Source organism: Bradyrhizobium sp. 170, from assembly GCF_023101085.1.
Lineage (GTDB): Bacteria > Pseudomonadota > Alphaproteobacteria > Rhizobiales > Xanthobacteraceae > Bradyrhizobium.
In genome coordinates this window covers 7639510-7660205 of record NZ_CP064703.1, presented here as the reverse complement: position 1 = coordinate 7660205, position 20696 = coordinate 7639510, and the positions used below count along the sequence as shown (strand labels likewise).

18 protein-coding genes are annotated in these 20696 nt (G+C 53.8%); 9 read left to right on the top strand and 9 right to left on the bottom strand.

The genetic code is table 11. The features are described from left to right. The first annotated feature begins 1298 nt into the window (after window positions 1–1298). Window positions 1299–1454, top strand: coding sequence for a hypothetical protein (locus IVB05_RS35715; protein ID WP_247780712.1), 156 nt, complete (start codon window positions 1299–1301; stop codon window positions 1452–1454). A gap of 130 nt (window positions 1455–1584) precedes the next feature. Here IVB05_RS35715 and IVB05_RS35710 read toward each other — a convergent pair whose 3' ends face one another. The 3 genes from IVB05_RS35710 to IVB05_RS35700 all read right to left on the bottom strand — a co-directional run bounded on the left by IVB05_RS35710 (window position 1585) and on the right by IVB05_RS35700 (window position 4768). Then, window positions 1585–3420, bottom strand: a complete 1836-nt coding sequence (locus tag IVB05_RS35710; RefSeq protein ID WP_247780711.1) for a DUF262 domain-containing protein — start codon at window positions 3418–3420, stop codon at window positions 1585–1587. A gap of 110 nt (window positions 3421–3530) precedes the next feature. Further along, the gene (locus IVB05_RS35705; RefSeq protein ID WP_247780710.1) at window positions 3531–3932 is read right to left on the bottom strand and encodes a hypothetical protein; all 402 of its coding nucleotides are present in this window, start codon (window positions 3930–3932) and stop codon (window positions 3531–3533) included. 50 nt (window positions 3933–3982) lie between these two features. Continuing rightward, window positions 3983–4768: a hypothetical protein gene (locus IVB05_RS35700; protein ID WP_247780709.1), complete on the bottom strand. Its 786-nt coding sequence runs from the start codon at window positions 4766–4768 to the stop codon at window positions 3983–3985. Between the two features lie 446 nt (window positions 4769–5214). Here IVB05_RS35700 and zorA point away from each other — a divergent pair, with 446 nt between their 5' ends. The 5 genes from zorA (at window position 5215) to IVB05_RS35675 (ending at window position 13979) form a co-directional block, all read left to right on the top strand. Next, complete coding sequence (zorA, locus tag IVB05_RS35695; RefSeq protein WP_247780708.1) at window positions 5215–7368, top strand: anti-phage ZorAB system protein ZorA; 2154 nt, start codon at window positions 5215–5217, stop codon at window positions 7366–7368. Further along, complete coding sequence (locus IVB05_RS35690) at window positions 7368–8369, top strand: hypothetical protein (RefSeq protein ID WP_247780707.1); 1002 nt, start codon at window positions 7368–7370, stop codon at window positions 8367–8369. Before zorA ends, IVB05_RS35690 begins: the two co-directional genes overlap by 1 nt. Continuing rightward, window positions 8366–9754, top strand: a complete 1389-nt coding sequence (locus IVB05_RS35685; protein WP_247780706.1) for an EH signature domain-containing protein — start codon at window positions 8366–8368, stop codon at window positions 9752–9754. The genes IVB05_RS35690 and IVB05_RS35685 overlap by 4 nt, the downstream gene beginning before the upstream one ends. 7 nt (window positions 9755–9761) lie before the next feature. Then, window positions 9762–13091 carry an SNF2-related protein gene (locus IVB05_RS35680; RefSeq protein ID WP_247780704.1) on the top strand — a complete coding sequence of 1110 codons (3330 nt, stop codon included), beginning with the start codon at window positions 9762–9764 and terminating at the stop codon, window positions 13089–13091. 435 nt (window positions 13092–13526) lie between these two features. Continuing rightward, the gene (locus IVB05_RS35675) at window positions 13527–13979 is read left to right on the top strand and encodes a hypothetical protein (RefSeq protein WP_247780702.1); all 453 of its coding nucleotides are present in this window, start codon (window positions 13527–13529) and stop codon (window positions 13977–13979) included. Window positions 13980–14064: 85 nt separating this feature from the next. On the opposite strand, the gene IVB05_RS35670 is transcribed toward IVB05_RS35675, so the two are convergent. The 4 genes from IVB05_RS35670 to IVB05_RS35655 all read right to left on the bottom strand — a co-directional run bounded on the left by IVB05_RS35670 (window position 14065) and on the right by IVB05_RS35655 (window position 16807). Beyond that, window positions 14065–14391, bottom strand: a complete 327-nt coding sequence (locus IVB05_RS35670) for a hypothetical protein (RefSeq protein ID WP_247780701.1) — start codon at window positions 14389–14391, stop codon at window positions 14065–14067. An 11-nt stretch (window positions 14392–14402) separates the two neighbouring features. Beyond that, on the bottom strand, window positions 14403–15941 hold the full coding sequence (locus IVB05_RS35665; protein ID WP_247786632.1) for an IS66 family transposase: 1539 nt from the start codon (window positions 15939–15941) through the stop codon (window positions 14403–14405). A gap of 120 nt (window positions 15942–16061) precedes the next feature. After that, window positions 16062–16409: an IS66 family insertion sequence element accessory protein TnpB gene (tnpB, locus tag IVB05_RS35660; protein ID WP_247780700.1), complete on the bottom strand. Its 348-nt coding sequence runs from the start codon at window positions 16407–16409 to the stop codon at window positions 16062–16064. Further along, window positions 16406–16807 (bottom strand): transposase, encoded by a 402-nt coding sequence (locus IVB05_RS35655; RefSeq protein WP_247780698.1) that lies wholly within the window; start codon window positions 16805–16807, stop codon window positions 16406–16408. Before IVB05_RS35655 ends, tnpB begins: the two co-directional genes overlap by 4 nt. Before the next feature lie 79 nt (window positions 16808–16886). On the opposite strand from IVB05_RS35655, the gene IVB05_RS35650 reads away from it, so the two are divergent. Continuing rightward, entirely contained in the window at window positions 16887–17399 is a 513-nt protein-coding gene (locus tag IVB05_RS35650) for a hypothetical protein (protein ID WP_247780696.1), read from the top strand. A 196-nt stretch (window positions 17400–17595) separates the two neighbouring features. After that, window positions 17596–17988: a hypothetical protein gene (locus IVB05_RS35645; protein WP_247780694.1), complete on the top strand. Its 393-nt coding sequence runs from the start codon at window positions 17596–17598 to the stop codon at window positions 17986–17988. 49 nt (window positions 17989–18037) lie between these two features. Here IVB05_RS35645 and IVB05_RS35640 read toward each other — a convergent pair whose 3' ends face one another. Together IVB05_RS35640 and IVB05_RS35635 are read right to left on the bottom strand one after the other, a co-directional pair. Then, entirely contained in the window at window positions 18038–18871 is an 834-nt protein-coding gene (locus IVB05_RS35640) for a hypothetical protein (RefSeq protein ID WP_247780692.1), read from the bottom strand. Next, on the bottom strand, window positions 18868–19545 hold the full coding sequence (locus IVB05_RS35635) for a rhomboid family intramembrane serine protease (RefSeq protein ID WP_247780690.1): 678 nt from the start codon (window positions 19543–19545) through the stop codon (window positions 18868–18870). Before IVB05_RS35635 ends, IVB05_RS35640 begins: the two co-directional genes overlap by 4 nt. A 195-nt stretch (window positions 19546–19740) precedes the next feature. On the opposite strand from IVB05_RS35635, the gene IVB05_RS35630 reads away from it, so the two are divergent. Further along, window positions 19741–20691 carry a restriction endonuclease gene (locus IVB05_RS35630; RefSeq protein ID WP_247780688.1) on the top strand — a complete coding sequence of 317 codons (951 nt, stop codon included), beginning with the start codon at window positions 19741–19743 and terminating at the stop codon, window positions 20689–20691. The last annotated feature ends 5 nt before the right edge of the window (window positions 20692–20696 follow it).

Below are 20696 nucleotides of genomic sequence, written 5' to 3'. Positions count from 1 at the left end.
AAGCGCAGCTTAGGCTTACCCGGAAATCACCGCGGTCCTGAACGCCGCCAAGGACGCACGGCGTCTCCAGCTCGAAGCGGAGATCCGTGGCCTTGGCTTCAGGCCTGGCGAGGGGAAGAAGGCGCCGGCTGTGGCCGCCAAATACCGCAGCAAGAAAAACCGCGCGCTCACCGGGGGCGGACGCGGTGGCGGGGCTCGATGCGCTGACTACCGACGGAGATTGGATCGAAAGTAAAGATCAAGACCCTAAGGGTACGTTCGCCTTATTCAGCTGGCTGATATTGGAGATGGTGAGTTTCGGAACCGATCTGCCCGATTTGTTAATTTGGAGACAGCTCGTCGGTTAAACTGCACATTTCTCGACGCGAACGACTTGCTTACTGCTCGAATGCCCGATCCGCTTGGTCGAGCGTGCATTCTCCCTGGCGTAGGCCAGCCAGCGATTTTACCGCCGTGGACGTTTTCGTGTGACGCTCCTCGCACGAGGGCGCGTTAGCGCGATGGTTGATGTACTTTGTGAACAGCAAGGATGTACGAGACGCGATAGCCGAACAGGCCGGAGGAACGACTAGACAGCGCATCTCGGGCGGGCGCCTCAAAAAAATAGAGATACCTGTTCCACCGCTACCCAAGCAGCATCGGATTGTCACCAGGATCGACAGCCTGTTCGCGAAGTCTCGACGCGCCAGCAGCCATCTCGACCACATCCCCGACTGGTCGAGAAGTATAAGCAATCGATCTTGGCGCGGGCGTATGAGCTTGCGAAGCGAGACTCAGGGCAAGCGACCCCCTTGGGCGAGCTATCTCTCGATAGAAACGGTCTCTCAAAAAACCGTCCGTGGTACCGGCCTGCCTATTCTTCGTATCTCAGCAGTGCGCTCGCTGAGCGTCAGTTTGCGAGATGTGCGTGACTATCCGAAAACTGAACTCGTTCCAAAACCGGCCCTGCTACAAGAGAACGACCTCCTATTCAGGCGATACACCGGAAATCCAGATTTCACTGGTGTTTACGGAATGGTAAGAGGCTTGGAAAGCGATACAACATATCCCGATAAGCTTATCCGCGTTCGCTTAACTGATGCCGCTGATCCAAAATTTGTAGAATATGTTTGTGCTGCACCACAATCGCGCGAGTGGCTTGCTCGATACGTCAAATCCGCCGGACAGCATGGGATCTCGGGTGCCGATTTGAAGCGAGCCTATACCGCTTCCATCGATCACGCACGCTGGCTGCACGCATCGAGAGCGCCTTTGTTTAGATCACCCGCCTCGCGGGCGAGGCGACGAGCGCCCGCAAATTGATCGATCATCTCGATCAAGCCATCCTCGCGAAAGCGTTCCAGGGCGAGCTGGTGTCGCAGGACTCCAACGAGGAACCAGCCAGTACCTTGTTGGAGCGGATCAAGGCAGAAACGCCCGTAGCAGAAACGTCGAGTCATAAAGGCGTCCGGTGACTTATTTCACTGGAAGCAACTCAATAGCCATGGGACATTCGATGTTTGTTATCGACGAGACCGGGCAACTCCGCTCACAAACAGCCGGCGCCAGGGACTCGCGCGGTACTTGGAATGCGCGGCTGGCGATTCATGCTGCACCAGCAATAAGGGCAATTCTATCTGGATTCCAGATAGCCTTCGCCAAACTCTGATAAAGCGTTTGGCGCAGATCCAGCTCCGCTTTGGAGAATGACTTGTAGGCTTGGAAAGCTAGCTTCGTCTTTTCAAGAAAGCGAAGAAAGCCAGGGTTGTGTTGATAAGCAAGTTCATGAAGACTGCGCGCGAGCAGGTTCTGAGTGTTGTAGTGTTCTATCTTTGCTTCATAAGGAAGGTCGCCGTAGCTGGCGTTAAAACTTTTGGGAAGCAACAGCAGGCCGCCGATTCGGTTTCGGTATTCTTCGAAGTCGGTGGCGTTTGGAAATTCATCTTTGTGAAGCTCGGGATGATTTGCCCATATATGCTCAATCTCGTACGCACCCTTTCCCGAGCGAACAATGTAATCGCCATATTTTGACTTCATCTCCGAACCCACTTCTACAAACTCAGTCATGCGGGCAAGTACGTTATGAATCTGCTTCCCGTTTCCTCCGTGCAGCCTAAAACGATCATTGCTCGAAAAAGTCTCTTGCTCTTGACTTAGGCTATTGGTGAGAATGCTGACAAGTTCTGTCGGGGTCTTCCCGCGTATGTCTCGCATGATAAGAAACATCGCATATTGCATCGTTGAATAGTCGATAGCTCTGGAATTCCAAATTCGCCGCGTGACCAGAATATCGATGAATGTGCCCACAATCCGGAGCTTTGTCTGGATCGCGGCCTCACTGTCTTCCTTTCTCAGCGGGGCTAGTAGTAACGGAAATTGAAGCGTGAAATTATGCCTCGCGTTGTAGTGTACGACCTCAAGTCCCGGGACAATTGCTTTGGACGCCTTGCTCAAAGCCTCGTACTGACGAGCATAGAAGACGAAATCTTTCTCAAGAAAAGTCGCAAAGTCGGCCGGATGATTGAGACCGAGGGCTTCCTCGTTGTCTCGAATCCAGCGATGAAATTCCGTTCCAATCTTGTCGAAGTCTTGTGGAACTGCCCCGCGCTTTCTTTCTCGGATACTGTTTGCATGCTGACTCCTCAGCCACGCCTTTATGCAGTCCGAATCCTCCTCCTTTCCAATATCGACCAGAGCATTGATGCGAGCCTTCCAGAGGTTGGCGGCGACGAGCCGGCGACTCTCGTCCGTGATATTCGCTAGTAGATACCCCTTCAACATATCTGTTGGCGTGAGAGAAAGTCCTCGGTCATTCATCGTCTCAAATATCGAATAGGCGTCCTCGTCCGAATAGGCCGTGATCTCGACCAGGTGGACATTTTCAATAAGCCAGTCAATAAAGTAGGGAAGAGACGAAGTCTTGAGTTCGTCGGGAAAAAGATCGCCTATGTCAGCGTACCGTCCCAGGATGTTGCGATTAGATTCGTTCTGGGACGACTCATCGAGTGAGATGCCGGTGAACAGGGCCTCCATACAAGGATTGCGTTCGGGTACGTCGATATTGAAGGATCTCCGAGAAAACTTCTCAGAGTAAATAAGTTCTGAAACCTGAACTCGGTCCGACCGGGTCTTTTGTAGATTATGAAGATAGATCAGCAGGAGGGTTAGGGTTGTGAGGCGCTGCTGGCCGTCGATAATGTATTTCAACCCGTCTCGGTCGCTGATGATGATGGAGCCTAGAAAGTAGTGCCCGTATTTTTCAACTTGCGACCGCTCGTGACTAGCTTGGTGATCCTCAAGGAATCGCACGGACAAATCGTCCAGTAGTTCTTGAACCTGCTTCATTTGCCATTTGTAGTCGCGTTGATAATAATCGATAGCGTACTTTGCGCCGTTCAGAAGCTGGCGTATGGTCTTGGCGTCACCCCGAATTTCCTTCACTTTGGCTCACTTTCAAGAATGTGATCTTAATTATTTTGGACTTTAGGCGAGAAGGCTGGTGGATGAAACCAGAAGAGTGGAACGGGAGTAAGGCCTCACCCGTCAAATGCTTATGAACGACGCTGCGCCGCGCGAAGCTGAGCACGGGGCAGGGGTATTGGTCGGGGCTGATGTGCGAAGGAAGTCGCCCGCCGATTTTCGCGCAGCCACTCACCAAGAAGCGAAAGCTGCCAAACGTCCACTACCTCATGTCCGTAGAGTGCCCACCTGTCATCCTCGGGATCAAAAGGAATATCGGTATCATCGGGTACGAAGTTCGGGCCCGTGGCATCCAGTTCTTCCCAGACGTCGATGCCCGCGGTTGCCTTCGGGAGTTTAGTGCAGAAGAAAAAGGCGCCCGTTGGACTGTGTTGTCGTTCGGAGTCGGGCGGCGTGGGTGGGACTTCTAAGAGTAAGCCCTTCTTGCGAATGCTTCCCCGGTTCGTAGTGGCGCTGGCCTGATAAAGCTTCATCTGTAGTTCTAATCCGCTAGCTTGGAAGAGACAGCGCCGATGGTTCCGCGCTATGCAAGTGCTCTATCAACTGCCTCGCGGGCCAATAACCCGAGGCGTGAACGTGGGTGCGCGTTTATTCCAAGCCAGTTAGGAATGTTGGCACCTTGTGAGGCGAAGTGCTCAACGTGAACTACCGTGACGGTTTCGTCCGCATAGGCGACTTCGTTCAGTGATCGCCAGCTGCCAGGGCGCGCCGCTTCAATTGATTTGCGAGCCGTGGCGACATAGCTTCCACCTGCACCAAGTCCAAACATCACTATTAGCTTAGTCCGTGATGGAAGGTTGCGGAGAAATCGCGTCGCGCAGTTCGCGGCTATGCGCTCTCCGAAATCGGTCGCCATGAATTGGTCAATCATCCCCCCACTGCCGACCCACCTTTGGTCATTTGCGTCGAAGCGTTCGACAGTACAGCGAATCAGTGAGCCCCAGCCAAATCGACCATTAGGATCGGCAAGAGCGCGTTCAACCATCGCCTTAAGTGACTTTGGTTCGGCTGAAGGCAGGAGTCCCACGTGAGACAATATCTTGCCGACCTGCATACGGCCTTTGCGATAGGGTATGTCGTTGTGGGGGGTATTTCTCAGTGGGCCCGCTTGGCTAGGCCCCTTTGAAAAGCCAAGCACCAGCACTTCTGGACGGCTATTCCCCCATGCGAGGGGGTTGGCTGTGATACGCCAATCCCCTTGTGCGCGTTGCGTGCGGGTCTCGTCAAAGATGATCGGCTCACCATGGCAAAGCGAGCACGAAATGCGCCCGTGAAGCGGGAGATCGGAAGTCGCGTCGGTCTTATTCACGTGTCGCCTCGCGAAGTTTGTCGGGTCACATGCACGAGCCGAACCAATTTCGTCAAGACAGCGAACGTCTGAGCAACTTTTACTGTGACCCGCTTGGGCTCTCACATAAGTACGCATAGACTGATTGGCGGCGGCTCTACAAGTCCGACCGTGTATCCGTATTTCAACGGGCTTGACCATAGAGTCTAATAGACCACAAACGTCAAACGGCATTATTTGCAACCAAAGTAGGCCTTTGCGCCGCGCCTGTCGGACCGCTCTGCCCGCTCCGGCGACAACTGCGGGGCTTGACCGGCCACAGATTCCGGGCGTAACTCAGCACTCAACTGACAGTTGACGTTTGCTTATGCGTGTTCGACAGAAGTCGACGGGGCACGAAGCAGCTCGTCAAATCGTTCAATGAACCCATCGAATTACGCACACGCCTTACGGCGTTAGAATGTCAGATGGAGGTTACTGAAAAGGGGTGGATGATGGGGGGCCTATTTGATCAAGTACCCAGTTTCCTGGATCTGGGAACCTGGACCAACAACCTAATCATTCCACTGTTTCAACTGTTCAAAAACGATGCCGTTGCGCCCGCACTGGCGTCTTCGATTCTGATTGTCGCGGTATTGATCTCCATCGTGTTTCTGATCGAGTCGTTCTACATAAGAGGTCAGATCGGCAGGCGAGCCAGAGCGATAAAACTCGTAAGTAGAGCCGCTTTTGTTGACGCGTTACCAAACATCGAACGACGAATGTTGGCTAGCGGTTATCTTCGTCATTCCTGGCAGAAGTTTCGGGAAACGTTGATTGAGCCTACCGGAAACGAGCCGGATTACGATACAGCGATCCGTAATACCGAGCGACCGCAACACTACTTCAACATGTCGGAAGCGGGTCTTCGCTTTCCCCTATATCGAGCCATGCCCAATCTGCTTGTTGGAGTTGGCTTGCTGCTTACGTTTGTGGGACTTGTTACGGCACTTTATTTTACAACCGAGGCACTAAATAGCGCTCATGACCTTGATGCAAGTCAAGACGCGCTAAAGAATCTTCTGCATGCCGCGTCGTTCAAATTCTATACATCTGTCGCGGGTCTTGGCGGCTCGATTCTCCTAACCATCGTGCTCAAATACGGCATGGCCAAGGTTGAGGACAGCTTCGATAATTTAGCGGCTGTCCTTGAGAGTAAAGTGCTTTTTGTGACGCCGGAGTCTATCGCCTTCGATCACTATCGCGAAGCGAAGGAGCAGACTAGGAATCTTAAACTCTTCAACACCGAGGTTGCCATCAGCGTCGGACGGCGCATAGAGGAAGCTCTTGCCGCCACCTTGCCGAAAATGCTTGAGCAGGCGATGGCCCCTATAGGCCAGGCACTGACCGATGTCGCTGATAAGCTCAATTCAAAAAGTGAGAGTGCGATTGGAGAGATGGCCGGCAGCTTTGTTGATAGACTGCAAGGCGCAACCGGAGAGCAGATGCAGCGTCTCGCTGATACGCTGGGAGATCTAAGGTCGTCTATCGACAATATTAATAGTCGGATGAATGAGAGCGGTACTGGTTTAGCGGAGAACGTTGCAAAATCGACTCAAGATCTGCAGGTCGCCATCACGACAATGACGGCGGCACTCGAAGAGCTAACGTCCAATACTGCACGAAGCGTCGAGGGTGGAAGCTCCACTTTAAACAAACATATTGAAACGGCCGCAGCAACGCTCGAGTCGGTAAGCACCAAAATCGCACAAGTGCTGAGCGATAGCACGGATCGTATGAGGGGCGGCTCAGAGCAGGCAAGTGCTGCTTTCGCCGCAGAACTCTCGCGCGCGACGGAAAAATTCCACGAAGCGTCAGATCGAACCGCGGCGCGCATTGAAGAGGCCGTCGCAGCAATTTCGAGCAAGCTGGTTGGCGAGGCTGGCGAGATAAGCAACCGAATTGCGAAAGCAGCGACGGAAGCGGGAGAAACGTCGCGTATGGAGGTGGCAAGTGCTGGCTTGGAGTTGGCCAGAGCGTTTTCGAGCATGGGCGACCAGCTTCTTGCCGGCCTCGGCCGATTTCAGGACGGTCTCGATGGTACATCTTTGAAAATCGCTGAGATTGAACGTGGTATAGCCCAGCATGTTGGGACACTCGGGCAGCTGTCTAAGGCCACAGAAGACACCGGAAATGCCATGTCAGGAACTGCTCGTTCTATCCGAGATGCGGGAGCGCCCCTCGCTGAGAGCGCTCGACTAATTGCCGATGCTTCTAAGAACATTGCAGACGCGACCGGAAGTACTCAGCAAACCGTTGAAGGTGCGCAAGTAGAGATCCGCAATATAACTCAACTTCTCCAGCACACGTTGGAGGTAACGACTCAGCAGTGGCAGAACTATGAGCGTCGTTTCAAGGGAGTTGACGACAATTTGGGGGCCATACTCGACCGCATTATCAAATCTGTTCAGGAGAACCTTGAAGGCTTGAGTTCCTTCGTTGAGAAGGTCGACGAGAAGCTTTCCGGGGCGGTCGATAAATTGGGAGGCGGAATTGATGACCTTGGCGAATTTGCACAGTCTATGGAGCAAATAACTTTGCGTCTGAATGGCACGAATCATCCCGGCGTTAGGCCGAGCTGATGAGTACGCGTCGCAACGCTATTCATAGCGAGGACGAAGAAAGCTACTTCGCATCGATGACAGATGTGGTCATCGGGCTTCTCTTTGTTTTTATAATCATGTTGATGTTCTTCGCTATGCGCTTCCAGCAGGCAACGCAGCAGCAGGATCAAGCGACTCAGCGCCAAGAGAAGGCCACGGAGGAACAGCTTGAAGTTACTGAGCGCCAGAAGACGCTTATTGACGAACTAACAGATTCTGAAGCCGCTCGATGGGAAATTCTCCAAAATCTCGGAGACCGACTTCAGAAGGAGGGCATCATTGTTTCCATCATTAAGGACGAAGGAATTCTGCGATTTCCAGAGGAAATTCTCTTCGAGAAATCCAGTTGGGACCTAAACGCAAAAGGGGTAGTTGCCCTAAAGTCGCTTGCACGCGCACTGGATATCGTACTGCCCTGTTACACTAGTGGCTCCCGGTCTCACGTTGACGGCTGTCCGAATAAAAAGGCGCGGGCGCAGGTTGAAGCCATTTTTATTGAAGGACACGCCGACTCTGATCCTTACAAGAATCCAGCCAATTCCAAAATGACCCAACAGATAAGGAAACGTTCGGACGAGGCAAATACCATTCCCAGCGAGCAACGTCCCTCTCTACTTTCATTTTTGAACAAGCCAAGCCCGACGCCAAACGTCCCGAGTAATCCACCCGATCAGCGCAGGCCGGCGAATCTGCCTCCTAAAGATAATCTCGACTTGGCGGCATTGCGTGCAACAAGCACTTTTCGAGAGCTTCTGAAGGTGTTGCCAGATCTTGGCGAATATAAAAGCCCGGATAGCAAGCCTGTTCTCAGTGTGTCTGGGTATGGAGAGTATCGTCCCGTAGCTCGTTCAGAAGCTGAACCACTTGATAAATTCAAGCAACGAAATCGACGTATTGACCTCCGCATCCTCATGGCCGTTACAAATGCGGAAGTGGCCAAAAAGAGGATCGACCTACGATCATCTGGATCGTCTCAATGAATCTGGCCGAACGATTGGAAGAGCTGAAACGCACCAAATCAATCGTGCGACAACCCAAGCTGCGTCGTCATTCGCTTATGGAAAAATCGTTCGAGCTTATCGACACACGTTATGCGAGAGTCCAGGCTGTAAACCCGGCGGACTTTGAACATCTCTACCTGAAGCTGCGATCATTATCAGAAGAGGGGGCGCTGGCCGACCTATCGTTGAGAGAGATGCGGCTGACCGCGAGTAGTCTGTTTGAAGGCAACGAACGGTTGGCTGAAGACCAAAAATTCCTGGAACAGTATTTCGACGCGATACGTCCAATTCGAAGCCGAATGATTCTGAAGCGTCTCATTCATAGTTACTGTGTCCATTTCGATCCAGCTCATCCTGGCATTCGGCACATTGGTGCATTCCTAGCAGAGGCAGTGTCCGCTCACGATGACCAGTGGGAATGGAACGAACGACATCGCATTTACAAGTTTTTCACTTCTGAGCGCGCGCCCCAGGAGCTTGCTCAGTCCGTCATTGACAGTGTGACGCCGCGAGTAGATTTGGCTAAAGCTGGCTTAAGGGGGCAGCTCTGGGGTACCGGTCTTTCCACCCACGTTTTCCTGAGTAGTTTAAGAGCAATTCAAGATCGGCTCGAAACCAACCCCACTCTTCGGGACGTGGAGCGCGCAATCGCGTGGGTTAGGAATGACGCCGGGGGGCTCTTTTTCTTGGCCAACCGAAGTAACCTTGTTGAAACTCTCCTTTGGCCGTGGATTGACAGAGATCCTCCACTTGATATCCGCAAACGTATCCAAGAGTTTCTTTTGGACGCTGTAAATGACCCTAGAATCGACCGTGGGTCATGGCTCGGCACCGATGAGTCTGCACGCGGGGTTATGGTTAGATGGTTAGCTCAGGCAACGCTCGAACAGTTCTTAAAGGTGGTCGATAGAGTCGCGGCCGCACATCAGTGGGAGTATCGTCGCGCATTTTGGAATGCCTACATCGAGAAAGGCTGGGTAAGCAATGCGTGGGTAGCCTTTGGGAGTAGCGGGGCGGCTGTAGCTAGGCAGATTGCTGCAGAGTCGGGCGACAACCTTATGAAGCGATTCGCGAGCTTGAGTGGCGCCAGTACGGATCAGGCGGTTCTACTTTTGCAAATCGGCGAATTATCTATCGCTGATTGGAGTCACAACGGAAAGCTGAGGATCTGGCGACGAGGGAACCCAAACTCACCGAGCTTTGACGAACCGTCTTATGTTGCGACCGAGCTCCGATCCGGGTCTGATTTTGATATCGCTCACCTTCCCCCCGATGGATGGCAGAGCAGGGCGGAAAGTTATATTCGGCGGTTCACCGGCCTCAGATTGTCAACAATAGAATTCATGCCTTCCAGGAGGCGGTGAGGGTCCGATGGCACGTATGCAGTTTTCATACGATATCGTGGATGGAGGCATATTCTTACGGCTTCTAGAAAATAGAGCCTTTAGAAGCGCTGCACCAATAGCCGTTGATGATTGGGCAACCCGGACTTCTGACCTAGGCTTTTCGGCCATCGCGCGGCTCTTGGCTTTGGTAGAAAATGCCGAGAATACGGTGGACCCAAGAGCGGACGGACTCTTCGTTGATCATCACAGTCTCGCTGGATTGACTGAACCACAAGCACTCAGTCTTGGCTTGGTGCCAGCGACGAAGCTCCTTCTCCAAGTCGAGACCCAAAATCTTATAACCGATCCTAATTTCCGTATCGTTGGCCGCTGGATCGGGGAGGGAAATCGTCCGTATCGAACGAAGCGCGACGGTGCTTTCTTGCTTGTAAACGATCAACGCTACCGAATTCCTGAACCTCTGTTTAGCTTAATCGAAGCTATTGATTCGTTTGCCGCCAAACCTCTAGGACCGGAGGGGCGAGACCTTTCTGCAATCGCAAGGCTACAGAACCTGTTACCGCAGGAGCCGCGAGATCAGCTTCGCATAGACTCTTACTTCAACAGCTTTCGTGTGCAGCACGCGACTGCGTTTTCCCTAAGCTTAAGGACGGTCGACAGGAGCTTTGATTTTGACCCTATACTTTTTGGTCGTTCCGTTTCGGCTGTCGCGGAAACTGACGGCGCTTTGATTGATGAAGCGGGGAGCTTGCTTACTGCTCATCAGAATGACCTATTTGCAAGGGAACGTTTCCGTTCATTTGAAGATTGCAAATCGAGCTACGTTATTGAGCGTGGTGTGTACGTAACGTTGGATCCTTCACTACGACAGGGCCTAACTGTCGTACGTCAAATGCAGCGGGCGGATAGCGATACTCGCAAGAGATTCGCTCGAACGCCGCAAGTCTATCTGAAGGAAGCGTTGGCGGGTGCTCTGTCGGATGACGACATTGAGAAGCTCTTTATTGAGACGGAGCAATATTCAGCAAGAGTAATCGACGTCGGCATCTGGTCTCCGCCGGTGCTGCCCTGGATTAAGGGCGAACCCAACGATTGGCTTCCCGAAAAATTTGGACTTCGCATCGGAGGTGAGTACGTCGTTCTGAAGGCGGAACAATTGGAGCCACTTCGTCAGCAAATCACCGAGGCCGCAAAAAGTGGCGAACCTTACGTAGAGTTCGGCAAAGATAAGACTCGGATCCCGACCACGGAAGAGACCCAAACAGCTTTACGTGATTTGGTAGGACTAGTTCGTCCGACTTTGGATCACGAGAAGACCCCGCCGACCACTATAAAAGATGAGCCTGAAGCTGAGCATAAGAATGTTCTTATTATTGAAGAGAATTTTGATGCGATTGGCTACCGGAGAAGTGTGAAGCCGAGATTGAGGTTACAGCTTGGTGTCCCATCGTCGGTCAAACCGAGTCTGATGAAACATCAACTCAGCGGTCTGAATTGGTTGCAGGAGGTGTGGCGGCTCGGTTACTCGGGCGGTTTGCTTGCAGACGACATGGGGCTAGGCAAAACGCTCCAAGCACTCGCTTTTCTCTCTTGGTTGCGGGAGGGCACCAACTCGACAATCTCTTCATCCGAGTTTGCGGGCCCGATCCTGATCGTCGCGCCTACCGGGTTGCTGGCTAACTGGGAGAAGGAACATGGTTCACATCTATTCGAGCCCGGCCTAGGAAACGTCTGCAGAGTCTACGGTCGCCACCTTAAAGTGCTAAAGGTTGATCGCAGCAACGATATAAATCGAGGCTTTCCTTCGTTGGATCGGCGCGAACTCCAGCAGTCCAATTGGGTGCTGACGACTTATGAAACCCTTCGAGATTATCACCTTAGCTTTGCATCTATTCGTTTCTCGTGCGTCGTTTTCGATGAGATGCAGAAGATAAAGTCCCCGTCTTCTCTTCTCACGCGTGCAGCCAAAACATTGAACTCAAATTTCGTTCTGGGGCTCACCGGCACACCAATCGAGAATCAATTGGCCGACTTGTGGTGCCTTATGGATATCATCAGCCCAGGGACACTCGGTGATCTAAAAAGTTTTTGTAGAGACTATCAGCCCAATGGCGAAGCTCAGTTAGAGAACCTTCGGAAGTCGATGCTTGATCCCAGCGCGCTAGGTCCAGCACCGGTGTTGCGACGAATGAAGGCCGACCATCTCGATGGGCTTCCGAAGAAGCATATTCATATTCGCCGACGATTAATGCAAGGGATCCAAGCGCAAAACTATTCCGACATTGTCGCTCGGGCGAGAGAGCCCAAATCAGGTCCCATCCTTGAAACTCTGCATTTTTTGCGAGGCGTATCTCTCCATCCAACGTGGCCGCCCGCAACCGAGATCGTTGATCCGAAGTCGTTTATTGAGCAATCAGCGAGACTCACTGAGACGTTCCTGATCCTAGATGAGATCGCGGCTCAGCGCGAAAAGGTCCTGATTTTTCTGGAGAGCCTGGATCTTCAGGAGCATCTCGCATTAATGATCCAAAGGAGATACAAGCTCGCGCGACGCCCGATGCAGATCAACGGAGAGGTGAGCGGAGAAAAGCGACAGAACCTAGTAGATGCGTTTCAGTCTGAGATCGGCTCATTCGACGTGATGATTTTGTCGCCGCGCGCTGGCGGCGTGGGGCTAACGCTTACAAGCGCTAATCACGTCATCCATCTTTCACGCTGGTGGAACCCAGCGGTTGAAGATCAGTGTACCGATAGAGTGTATCGTATCGGCGCTAAACGCGACGTCCACGTTTACTATCCATTGGCCGTTCATCCAGTTTACAACGACGGCAGCTTTGATGAACTGTTACATGTATTGCTCGAAAAGAAGCGACTTCTCTCAAATCGGATGCTAGTTCCGCCAGTCGATTCCGATGCAGACCGAAAGTGGTTCGCCCAGCGGCTGGGGCGACGTACGCCCATAGCACAACCGAACGAAGTCGCGGAAATCGATATGATGGAACCCAATGCCTTTGAGGAATGGGCGCTCAGGAGGTGTGTCGGGTTGGGTTGGGAAGCATATCGGACACCTCGCTCCTACGATGGTGGGGCGGACGGCCTTTTGTCGCACCGGATTTCAGGTGCGCGCGCTATCGTGCAATGCAAGCATAAACAGGATGTCAATAGTGCCTGTGGGCCCGAAGCAATTGAAAATCTCTTGAGGGCGCGTTCGAACTACGCGGGCGTTACCCGACTTTTCGCACTTACCAATGCCAAACGGTTTTCAAGGGCAGCCGAAGAGCGCGCGCGGAATCATGGAATATACTTGGTTGCCAGAAGCGGGCTGGAACAATGGCCCAGTCAACTCAGCGAATGACGGAACGATTCCAACACTGAGTTATGGTCGTCTACGACGGAGTGACGCGGAACACGGTTCTCAATACCTACCTGTGGCACAAGAAGCAGGGCAGATTATTAATTCTTGTCGATACCACAGCGAACCGCACGTCCCGAAAGGCATGCGGTTCGTTCGTGTTGATGCGGGGCAGGCGAATTGCCGGGTGATCCTGAAATCGAGGAGCCTTGTAGTCTTCCTGCCGTTTCAACGTCTTGATGCTTTGTCGCTTAAACTGTCGAGTCGCCGTCGATGACGCTCGCCTGTCCGCGCGCATCGTTTGCAAGAGCGCTTCCTGTCAGAAGCAGCGCCAACACTGCCCACAGCAGTATCAACACTGCTGGTTTGGATGTACCTGATGGTTCACCCGATTTCCGGGATATAAAGGGCTACGGACTAACCCTAAAGGGGAGCAACATGCGTGATATTATGGAGCTTATTAGGGCCTGGGTTCCGTTCCTACTAGTTATCCCATTGACTATGGGTCTCCTAGAATGGATCGGAAAACCTCGCGTAGATAGCAGTGGGCGGAGGGTTATTGATGAGAGCAAGGCGGCGCATCGTGGAATCATTTGGGTTGGAGAGGTTGCCGCCCTTCTATTCGTGATTTGCCTTGCTGTCGCTGGTGCTGTGATGGGGAGTCTTTCCAGCGCTTTAACGTCATCGATTCTAAATTTGCTCGGGTTAAGCCTCGGAAATGACTCTAAATTTGCAGCGACTGTCGGTGCGATCCTCGGAGCATTTGGCGGATTTGTCACAGGCGCACTTGCTACCTCTTTTCTGTTTGCAGTGTTCGCCATCGAAAGAAATACGCGTCGAGCAGCCGCGTTCTTGGAGCGTCTGGAGAGTGAAAAGCTAAGGGCCTCATAGAAGCCACCGTGGATCATCTACGGCTATCAATCGTATAACGGTAGGAGAAGAGCAAAGGGTTGTCCTTGGCCCATTGGGAACGGCCCTATGTTACGACGCGGTTCATGGAACACCATACGAGGGTGCGCCGTACCTGTTGCGGACACTCCTGAAGCCAAACGAACACCTCTTCCATACCGTAAACGGCTTCGACTTCAGGATCACCCGGCAAATCGGCTACCCGCATAGCCGATCTCGTTTCGACTTCGGTCGTGTCAACTGCCGTCGTTTGCCTGTTCGGGGGTACGCCGTTGGTGCCAGCGCGGCGAATAAACGCGCGCAAAAGCTTTTGGTTTGGCGCACGGACGAAAGCGAACGCATCCGCCTTGAGTGTACGCATCCGGCCAGCACCCCAGGCGGGCGCGATGGTCATCCGCGAAGCGCTCAGGCAGCAACGGCGGGCTTTGACCGTTGGTTCGCCTTCCAATTCCACGGAAGCAATTCGTCGACTTTGTTGGCTGGGTGGTCTGGAAGCCTGGCCAGCACGTCAGCGAGCCAGGCTTGCGGATCGACGTCGTTCATCTTGCAAGTTTCGATCAAGGTATAGACAGCGGCAGCCCGATGGCCGCCCGCGTCCGAACCGGCAAAGGTCCAGTTTCTTCTTCCAACCGCCACACCCCGCAACGCTCGTTCGGCGGCGTTGTTCGTAAGACAGACGCGGCCGTCGTCGAGGAAGCGCGTGAACGCTGCCCAGCGGTTGAGCAGGTAGTTGATCGCCTTTGCGGTATCGTTCTTGGTGGAGAGCAACGCTCGCTGCTGGCGCATCCAGATTTCAAGCTCGGCAATGAGTGGCCGTGATCGTTCGCGGCGCACGGCAAGCCGCTGCTCCGGCGTTTTGCCGTTGATGGTGCGCTCGATCTCGAAGAGGATATCGATGCGCCGCACAGCCTCGCTGGCGATCGGCGCTTCTCCCTGTTTCACCAAGTCGACAAACTTCCTCCGGCCGTGGCTCCAGCAGGCTGCTTCAAGGATCGGCGCCGGCTTCCTTTGAGCCTTGTAGAGCTGGTTGTACCCATCAAAGGCATCGGCCTGCATCAGGCCCACATAGCCGGCAAGATGGCCTTGTGGATGTTCCCCGGCACGACTGCGCGAGTAATGGAACGCTGCCGCCGGTGGGTCTTTGCCGCCAAACGGCCGGTCATCGCGAACGTAGGTCCAGATCCGGCCGATGACAGTCTTCAGTTTCGCCAGTACGGGCACCGTCGTGTCATCGGCGTGGATGCGTTCCGCGCTCATGACGTGAGTTCGGATCGCCTCAATAATGGGGTCGAGCGCCACCACGCAGGCGCCGACCCGATCCGCTAGCGTCGAGACATCGATCTCGATCCCTTCCCGAGCATAGGTCTTGCTCTGGCGGTTCAACGGCTGATGCAGCAGGAACTTGTTGACCAGCACCATCGCCAGCAAACTCGGCCCGGCAAAGCCGCGCGGGATCGGATGTGAGGGCGCCGGCGCCTCGGTGATCGCCTCGCAATCCCGGCAGGAGAACTTCTCGCGGACGTGCTCGATGATCTTCCAGCGCCGCGGCTCGCATTCAAGGGTCTTCGACACCACCTCGCCAAGCTTGTGCAGCCGCTCGCTGCCACACTTGCCACACGCGCAAGGTGCGGGTTCGACGATACGTTCGACAGGCAGATTGTCCGGCAGGGGACGTCGAGGCAGCCGCGGATTTTGCGCACGCTTCTGTTTGGCGGCTTCTGGTGCTGCGATCTCGGCCCTGGTTTCCTGCTCAGCCTGGGTTTCTTCAAGATCCTCGATGGCCAGCTCGAGCTGCTCGACCAGCAGCTTGCCGCGTTCAGAAGATTGCCCGAACTGTTCGCGCCGTGCTTTGGCCAGCATCAGCTTCAGCCGCTCGATTTCCAGGCGGCCCACGGTCACTTCGCTCTTTGCCAGCATCAGCAATTCGCGCTGCGCAAGGATCATTGCGTGCGCAGCAGCAAGGTCGGCGGGAAGCGGATCGGAGGGCGTCGTCACGACGACAATCCAACATATTCGCCACTAAAAATCCCGCTAGATTTCCGTCGTGAGTCAAAAAGCCACAGCTTATCCGGAAGCCTGCGGACGCCAGGTTGCCTGCGGCATTCGCCAGTCAATTCCGGACAGGAGATAGGATAGTTGTGCAACACTGATCGTGACAACGCCGTCCGCCACCGATGGCCACAAAAATCGGCCGCGCTCCAGTCTTTTCGTGAACAGACACGCGCCCTGGCCGTCATGCCAAATGATTTTGATCAGGTCGCCGCGACGACCCCTAAAAACGTAGAGATCACCAGCGTGCGGATCACGCTTCAAGCTCTCCTGAACCAGACGCGCCAGGCTCGGGAATCCGCGGCGCATATCGGTATGGCCGGTCGCAAGCCACACCCGCACATTGCCTGGTATGGCGATCATCGGCGCTCAAGCACGTCGAGGACCCGCGCCAGCGCCTCGGGGTCAACCTGTGCATCCACCCGGATGCGTCGCCGGTTGCCAAGATCGATCTCGATCAATCCGTTCCGGGCGGCCGGCACGGGCTGCAACCGCCGGTCATCCTTGGATAGCGGCTTCGCTTCTTCCGCGCTCGGCTCCACCGCCAAGGCAATCTGCACCGGCGCAAAACACGTCCCGACCTTCTCGACCGTCCGGGCCTGGCGGCGCCAGGTGAACACGACGCTGGCCGCGACACCGTTGCGGCGCGCAACATCTGTCACCTTGGCGCCCGGTACCAGCGTTTCCTCGACGATCCGCGCCTTGTCATCCTGCGACCAGCGCCGCCGCCTCTCCAACCCGCCTAAAACCTCGACCCGCATCGCCTGATGACCTTAAAGCTAGACTTAAGGTCACACGCTTCGCGAAATACTACGCGTCAGGCAAGACGGCGCTCGTCGGATGCGTACCCTTGAGTCCGAGACCCGTTATCTAGAAGTCCTACGGCGCGAGCTTGCGAACGTCATCGTTAGCGATGATCCTGCCAAAATGGTCGCGGCCTACTACAAGGCAGGGGAGTTCGAGCGCGAAATGTCGGCATCGGCATCGTCGCGCGTTGATGCGGAGCTAGATGTTCTAACGGAACGTTATCCCATCTATGACGAGTTTGATCTGCTGAACGTCAGGCATTTTATCCCTTACAGCGATGCGGCGAACGGTTGCGGCGAAGATGCGGTTGAGGAGCGATATCTCAACATTTCAAAGTTTATGATTCTCAGAAACGTCAAAGCGAAGGCGTCGAGGCCGATCTTTAGCGAGAAAGAGAGCGAGACGCTCCGGAACTCAATGCAGCGGGAAAATGATCGGAGATTTCGAGCTAAGATCGAAGATGCAATGATAACTTATAACGTTGCACGCTCCGCCGACAAGGATCGAAGCTTCGAGCGCGAAGGCCGTGCGGTTCGTTTTATCTGATTGAGGGATCGGGCAGGCCGGGCGAACTTGAAGTCGTAAAGCCTCACAGCCTTCAGGCTGTGTATCGTTGGCTTCAGGACTTGCCGTGGCAGATTGAGCGCACAGTGATGAGCAGCGTTTGAGCGCCGGGCCAAACAGAAAGGGTGACGTCTCGTGAGCGTTGTGTAAGATGCGGTATTTCTAAGAGGAGCGTCAAATGTTCGGGTTTGGTAAAAAGCCAGAGCAGCCAACTTTGGAGAAGGGCGACGAGTTTCCCGGCGAAGCAGAGAAGGTAGTGAAGATCAAGAACCTCTGCTGGATGGGCAAAATGAGCGCGGAGTCGTTTGTTGGCTTTTCAGAGGAAGAACAGCGCGAAGAGTTTGGTCAGTATGAACTCAAGCGATATCAGTCTATGCTTCTTGAGGCGACAAACCTTGCCCGCGAGTTGCGAGATGAGTTTTACCGCGACGCGGCGCTGCACTTCATAATCAATCTTTTGATGGCCGCTGGCGACGAGGCGCAGGCCAAGAAGCTTTATTCTGTAATCGAGGTTGACGCCATCCAAGATGCCATACTGAAAGACTATCCGCGGCTGGGTGCCAAGTTCTAATTAGGTCGTTTCTTTCCAAGTTACTGCGCGTACTGTAGCTTTATACTGGCTATGAGAATGCTTGCCGAAGAGAAAACCCATCAGCGAGATTTCGACGGGTCTCTAAGGTTGGCATTTCAGTCCACTCGCTACCATTGCTACAAACTTGGACTTTCGCGGCGATTTGTTCGTTTTGACACTTAGGGCAGCCCAGAAGGTTGTACGTCAAAATCCAGCGTCGATCATTCTTATTAAGCTGTCTCCCAGAGGGAGCGTTCCACGCAAGCGATTCAGTAACCGCGTCAATATCGCCGTGCTGAAGTGATTGGAGCAAAGGCGCGACTTCATCGTCCAGCAACTCGTCAGTTCGTTTAGTTTTTAGCTTGCGCAAATACGAGCTACAAACGACGCAGCGCGGCATCGAGCTGACGAATGCGAAAGTGCTAAAGCCACCAATTAGAAAGCCGACAAACTCGGCAACTGCAAACCAGTAACCTGCTTGTCCTACCTCACCTACGTCACGCGCGCCGCGTCCGACACGCATGTGTGCCGTGGTCAGCGATAGATTCACAAACTGTTCGAAGGAGACTAAGTCCGCTATTTTCCGTCCGTCTTCGAACACCATAGTGCTGTAGTCGAGATAATAAATAAGTAGCATCGTCATGGCGGCGAAGACGATCATCATCACCGCATCGAACCAATTGGGCTTAGCGTGGAAGAGTCTAGTAGCAAGCAGCCCGCCAGACGCGGCTGCGGCTCCGACTATGAGGGCTCCAACCGGAACAACCAACCAAATCTTTAAGCTAAAGACGTTGAAACCGGTGATTCTCGCGATCACAACATTTGCAACGGCAACAAGAACACTGGTGATTGCGATGCCAACGAAAATCGCGAGATCCTTCACGACGACGCCCCTCTGATCTCGGAAATGATGCGCTCTGTATCTAGGGCAAACTCGCGCCAGCAGGCTGCAGCAACAAGGCCAATAACGAAACCGGCAAAATGGGTCCAATAGGCGATCCCGCTGCCCGCTTCTCCGACACTGACGACATCAACCATCTGCAGTAGAAGCCACATCGCGGCAAAAAACCACGCTCTAAGATAAGGCCGTCGAAGAAAGGGGAGCAGTCTGATCTTCGCTTTCGGGAAAATTAAAACATAACCTCCGAGAAGAAAGGAAACAGCCCCCGAATTGCCAATGATTGGAACGGCAGAAGCGGGGTTGATCAGCCATGACCCGAGAAAACCCAATGCGCCTAAGCCGACGAATGCTGCGGCGAAAACGGTTGAGCCAACTAGCCCTTCGACCGCTCTGCCGAAGGCAAATAGGAAAAGCAAGTTTCCCACGAGGTGCGTTAGATTCTGGTGGATAAATTCAGCGGTGACAAATCTGTAGAAGTTCAAGGCAGGGTGAATTGAGAATTCCAAGGGGATGAATCCAAACAAGAAGATCAACGGTTGTCGCAACTCCGGCATTAAAGTCGTGGCTACAAGACTTGAAGTAGCCAAACAACAGATGAGCCAAGTTGCCAACGGCCAACTCTTTCGGTGTAGATCATCCCCGAATGCAAAGACCATTCTATCCGCCCCGTACCTTCAGGATAGCTGCACTTGGCGCTTTTTGGTAGTCCTAGCAGCGGAAGCGTCCTAAGAGCGAGCGGTACAAGACCCGCTAACTAACAGCGCCAATCCCAATGTTGCCCTCATCCCCGCTCCCCTTGGCTAAGTCATTTGATACCACTATAAGGTGTTTCGTAGTGCGAGGAAGTAAATATGTTCGATACAATCACAGGGAGCATCAAGAAATGGCTGGTTGGCCGGTTTGCGTCGGCTATAAAGCACACGACGCGGGCGGAAGATCGTGTGCTCGCGATACAATGGCTAAGCGAGTCGCGAACCGTTGTCGCGAGTAACCTAAGTCCTGTTGATAAATTCAAGAGACTGAACGCGCTTATTAGTTCACGAACCGCCATTGTGGCGATTGCGAAAAGCGTTTCTGAAGCCGTCTCGAACTACCGGAAGTCTGACCTTCCGCTGTCGATGAAGATCGCTCTCCCCGCGACGTTAGCTGCTATTCCATTGGTTGGCGGACAGGCTGCCGGTGTCGCAGCGTTTGGCGGTGCTCTTGGGGTTCCGGTGCTGTTGCTGATCTTTCTCGGTGCGGCGGGCATCACTTCAATAATCGAGGCTGTTGTAACGAACCCTGAGGCGCGGCCTCATATCGCCGAGATCATTGACGTCATAGTCCAAGACGAACGGTTGCGCCGCGCTAGCGCGCAAATGAAGGCTGCGATGAAAGAACAGCCGATGGACCCCACCCGTTTTGCCGTCCCGGTGGAGGAGTTGGCCCTTCGGAAACATCTGCTCGGCATGGACCCTTTCCATTTCGAGCGCCACACCATGAGCTTCTTCGAAGCTGCGGGCTTTGAGTCGTGGGCGACGCGGAAATCAAATGACTATGGCGTTGATGGCTTTGCCATCCACCCTGAAGGTTTGATGATCGTACAATGCAAGCGAAATTCGACTGACAATAAGGTCGGTCGACCCACTATCCAGCAATTCAAGGGCGTCATTGAGGAACATAACGCCCTGCGCGGTTACGTCGTCACGACATCCGCTTTTACGGAGGAGGCGACAGAGTCCGCCGCGCTTTCGGAGAAAATCGTTTTGGTTGATATGGATAATCTTGTGCGATGGCACGCTGAGGCTCCAGCATTTTTATGATTGTT

What these genes read in the sequence shown, in the direction of transcription:
- IVB05_RS35705 (WP_247780710.1), bottom strand. Translation starts at nt 3,932, where the DNA reads ATGAAGCTTTATCAGGCCAGCGCCACTACGAACCGGGGAAGCATTCGC.
- zorA (WP_247780708.1), top strand. Translation starts at nt 5,215, where the DNA reads ATGGAGGTTACTGAAAAGGGGTGGATGATGGGGGGCCTATTTGATCAA.
- IVB05_RS35690 (WP_247780707.1), top strand. Translation starts at nt 7,368, where the DNA reads ATGAGTACGCGTCGCAACGCTATTCATAGCGAGGACGAAGAAAGCTAC.
- IVB05_RS35685 (WP_247780706.1), top strand. Translation starts at nt 8,366, where the DNA reads ATGAATCTGGCCGAACGATTGGAAGAGCTGAAACGCACCAAATCAATC.
- IVB05_RS35680 (WP_247780704.1), top strand. Translation starts at nt 9,762, where the DNA reads ATGGCACGTATGCAGTTTTCATACGATATCGTGGATGGAGGCATATTC.
- IVB05_RS35675 (WP_247780702.1), top strand. Translation starts at nt 13,527, where the DNA reads ATGCGTGATATTATGGAGCTTATTAGGGCCTGGGTTCCGTTCCTACTA.
- IVB05_RS35670 (WP_247780701.1), bottom strand. Translation starts at nt 14,391, where the DNA reads ATGACCATCGCGCCCGCCTGGGGTGCTGGCCGGATGCGTACACTCAAG.
- IVB05_RS35665 (WP_247786632.1), bottom strand. Translation starts at nt 15,941, where the DNA reads ATGATCCTTGCGCAGCGCGAATTGCTGATGCTGGCAAAGAGCGAAGTG.
- tnpB (WP_247780700.1), bottom strand. Translation starts at nt 16,409, where the DNA reads ATGATCGCCATACCAGGCAATGTGCGGGTGTGGCTTGCGACCGGCCAT.
- IVB05_RS35655 (WP_247780698.1), bottom strand. Translation starts at nt 16,807, where the DNA reads ATGCGGGTCGAGGTTTTAGGCGGGTTGGAGAGGCGGCGGCGCTGGTCG.
- IVB05_RS35650 (WP_247780696.1), top strand. Translation starts at nt 16,887, where the DNA reads ATGCGTACCCTTGAGTCCGAGACCCGTTATCTAGAAGTCCTACGGCGC.
- IVB05_RS35645 (WP_247780694.1), top strand. Translation starts at nt 17,596, where the DNA reads ATGTTCGGGTTTGGTAAAAAGCCAGAGCAGCCAACTTTGGAGAAGGGC.
- IVB05_RS35635 (WP_247780690.1), bottom strand. Translation starts at nt 19,545, where the DNA reads ATGGTCTTTGCATTCGGGGATGATCTACACCGAAAGAGTTGGCCGTTG.
- IVB05_RS35630 (WP_247780688.1), top strand. Translation starts at nt 19,741, where the DNA reads ATGTTCGATACAATCACAGGGAGCATCAAGAAATGGCTGGTTGGCCGG.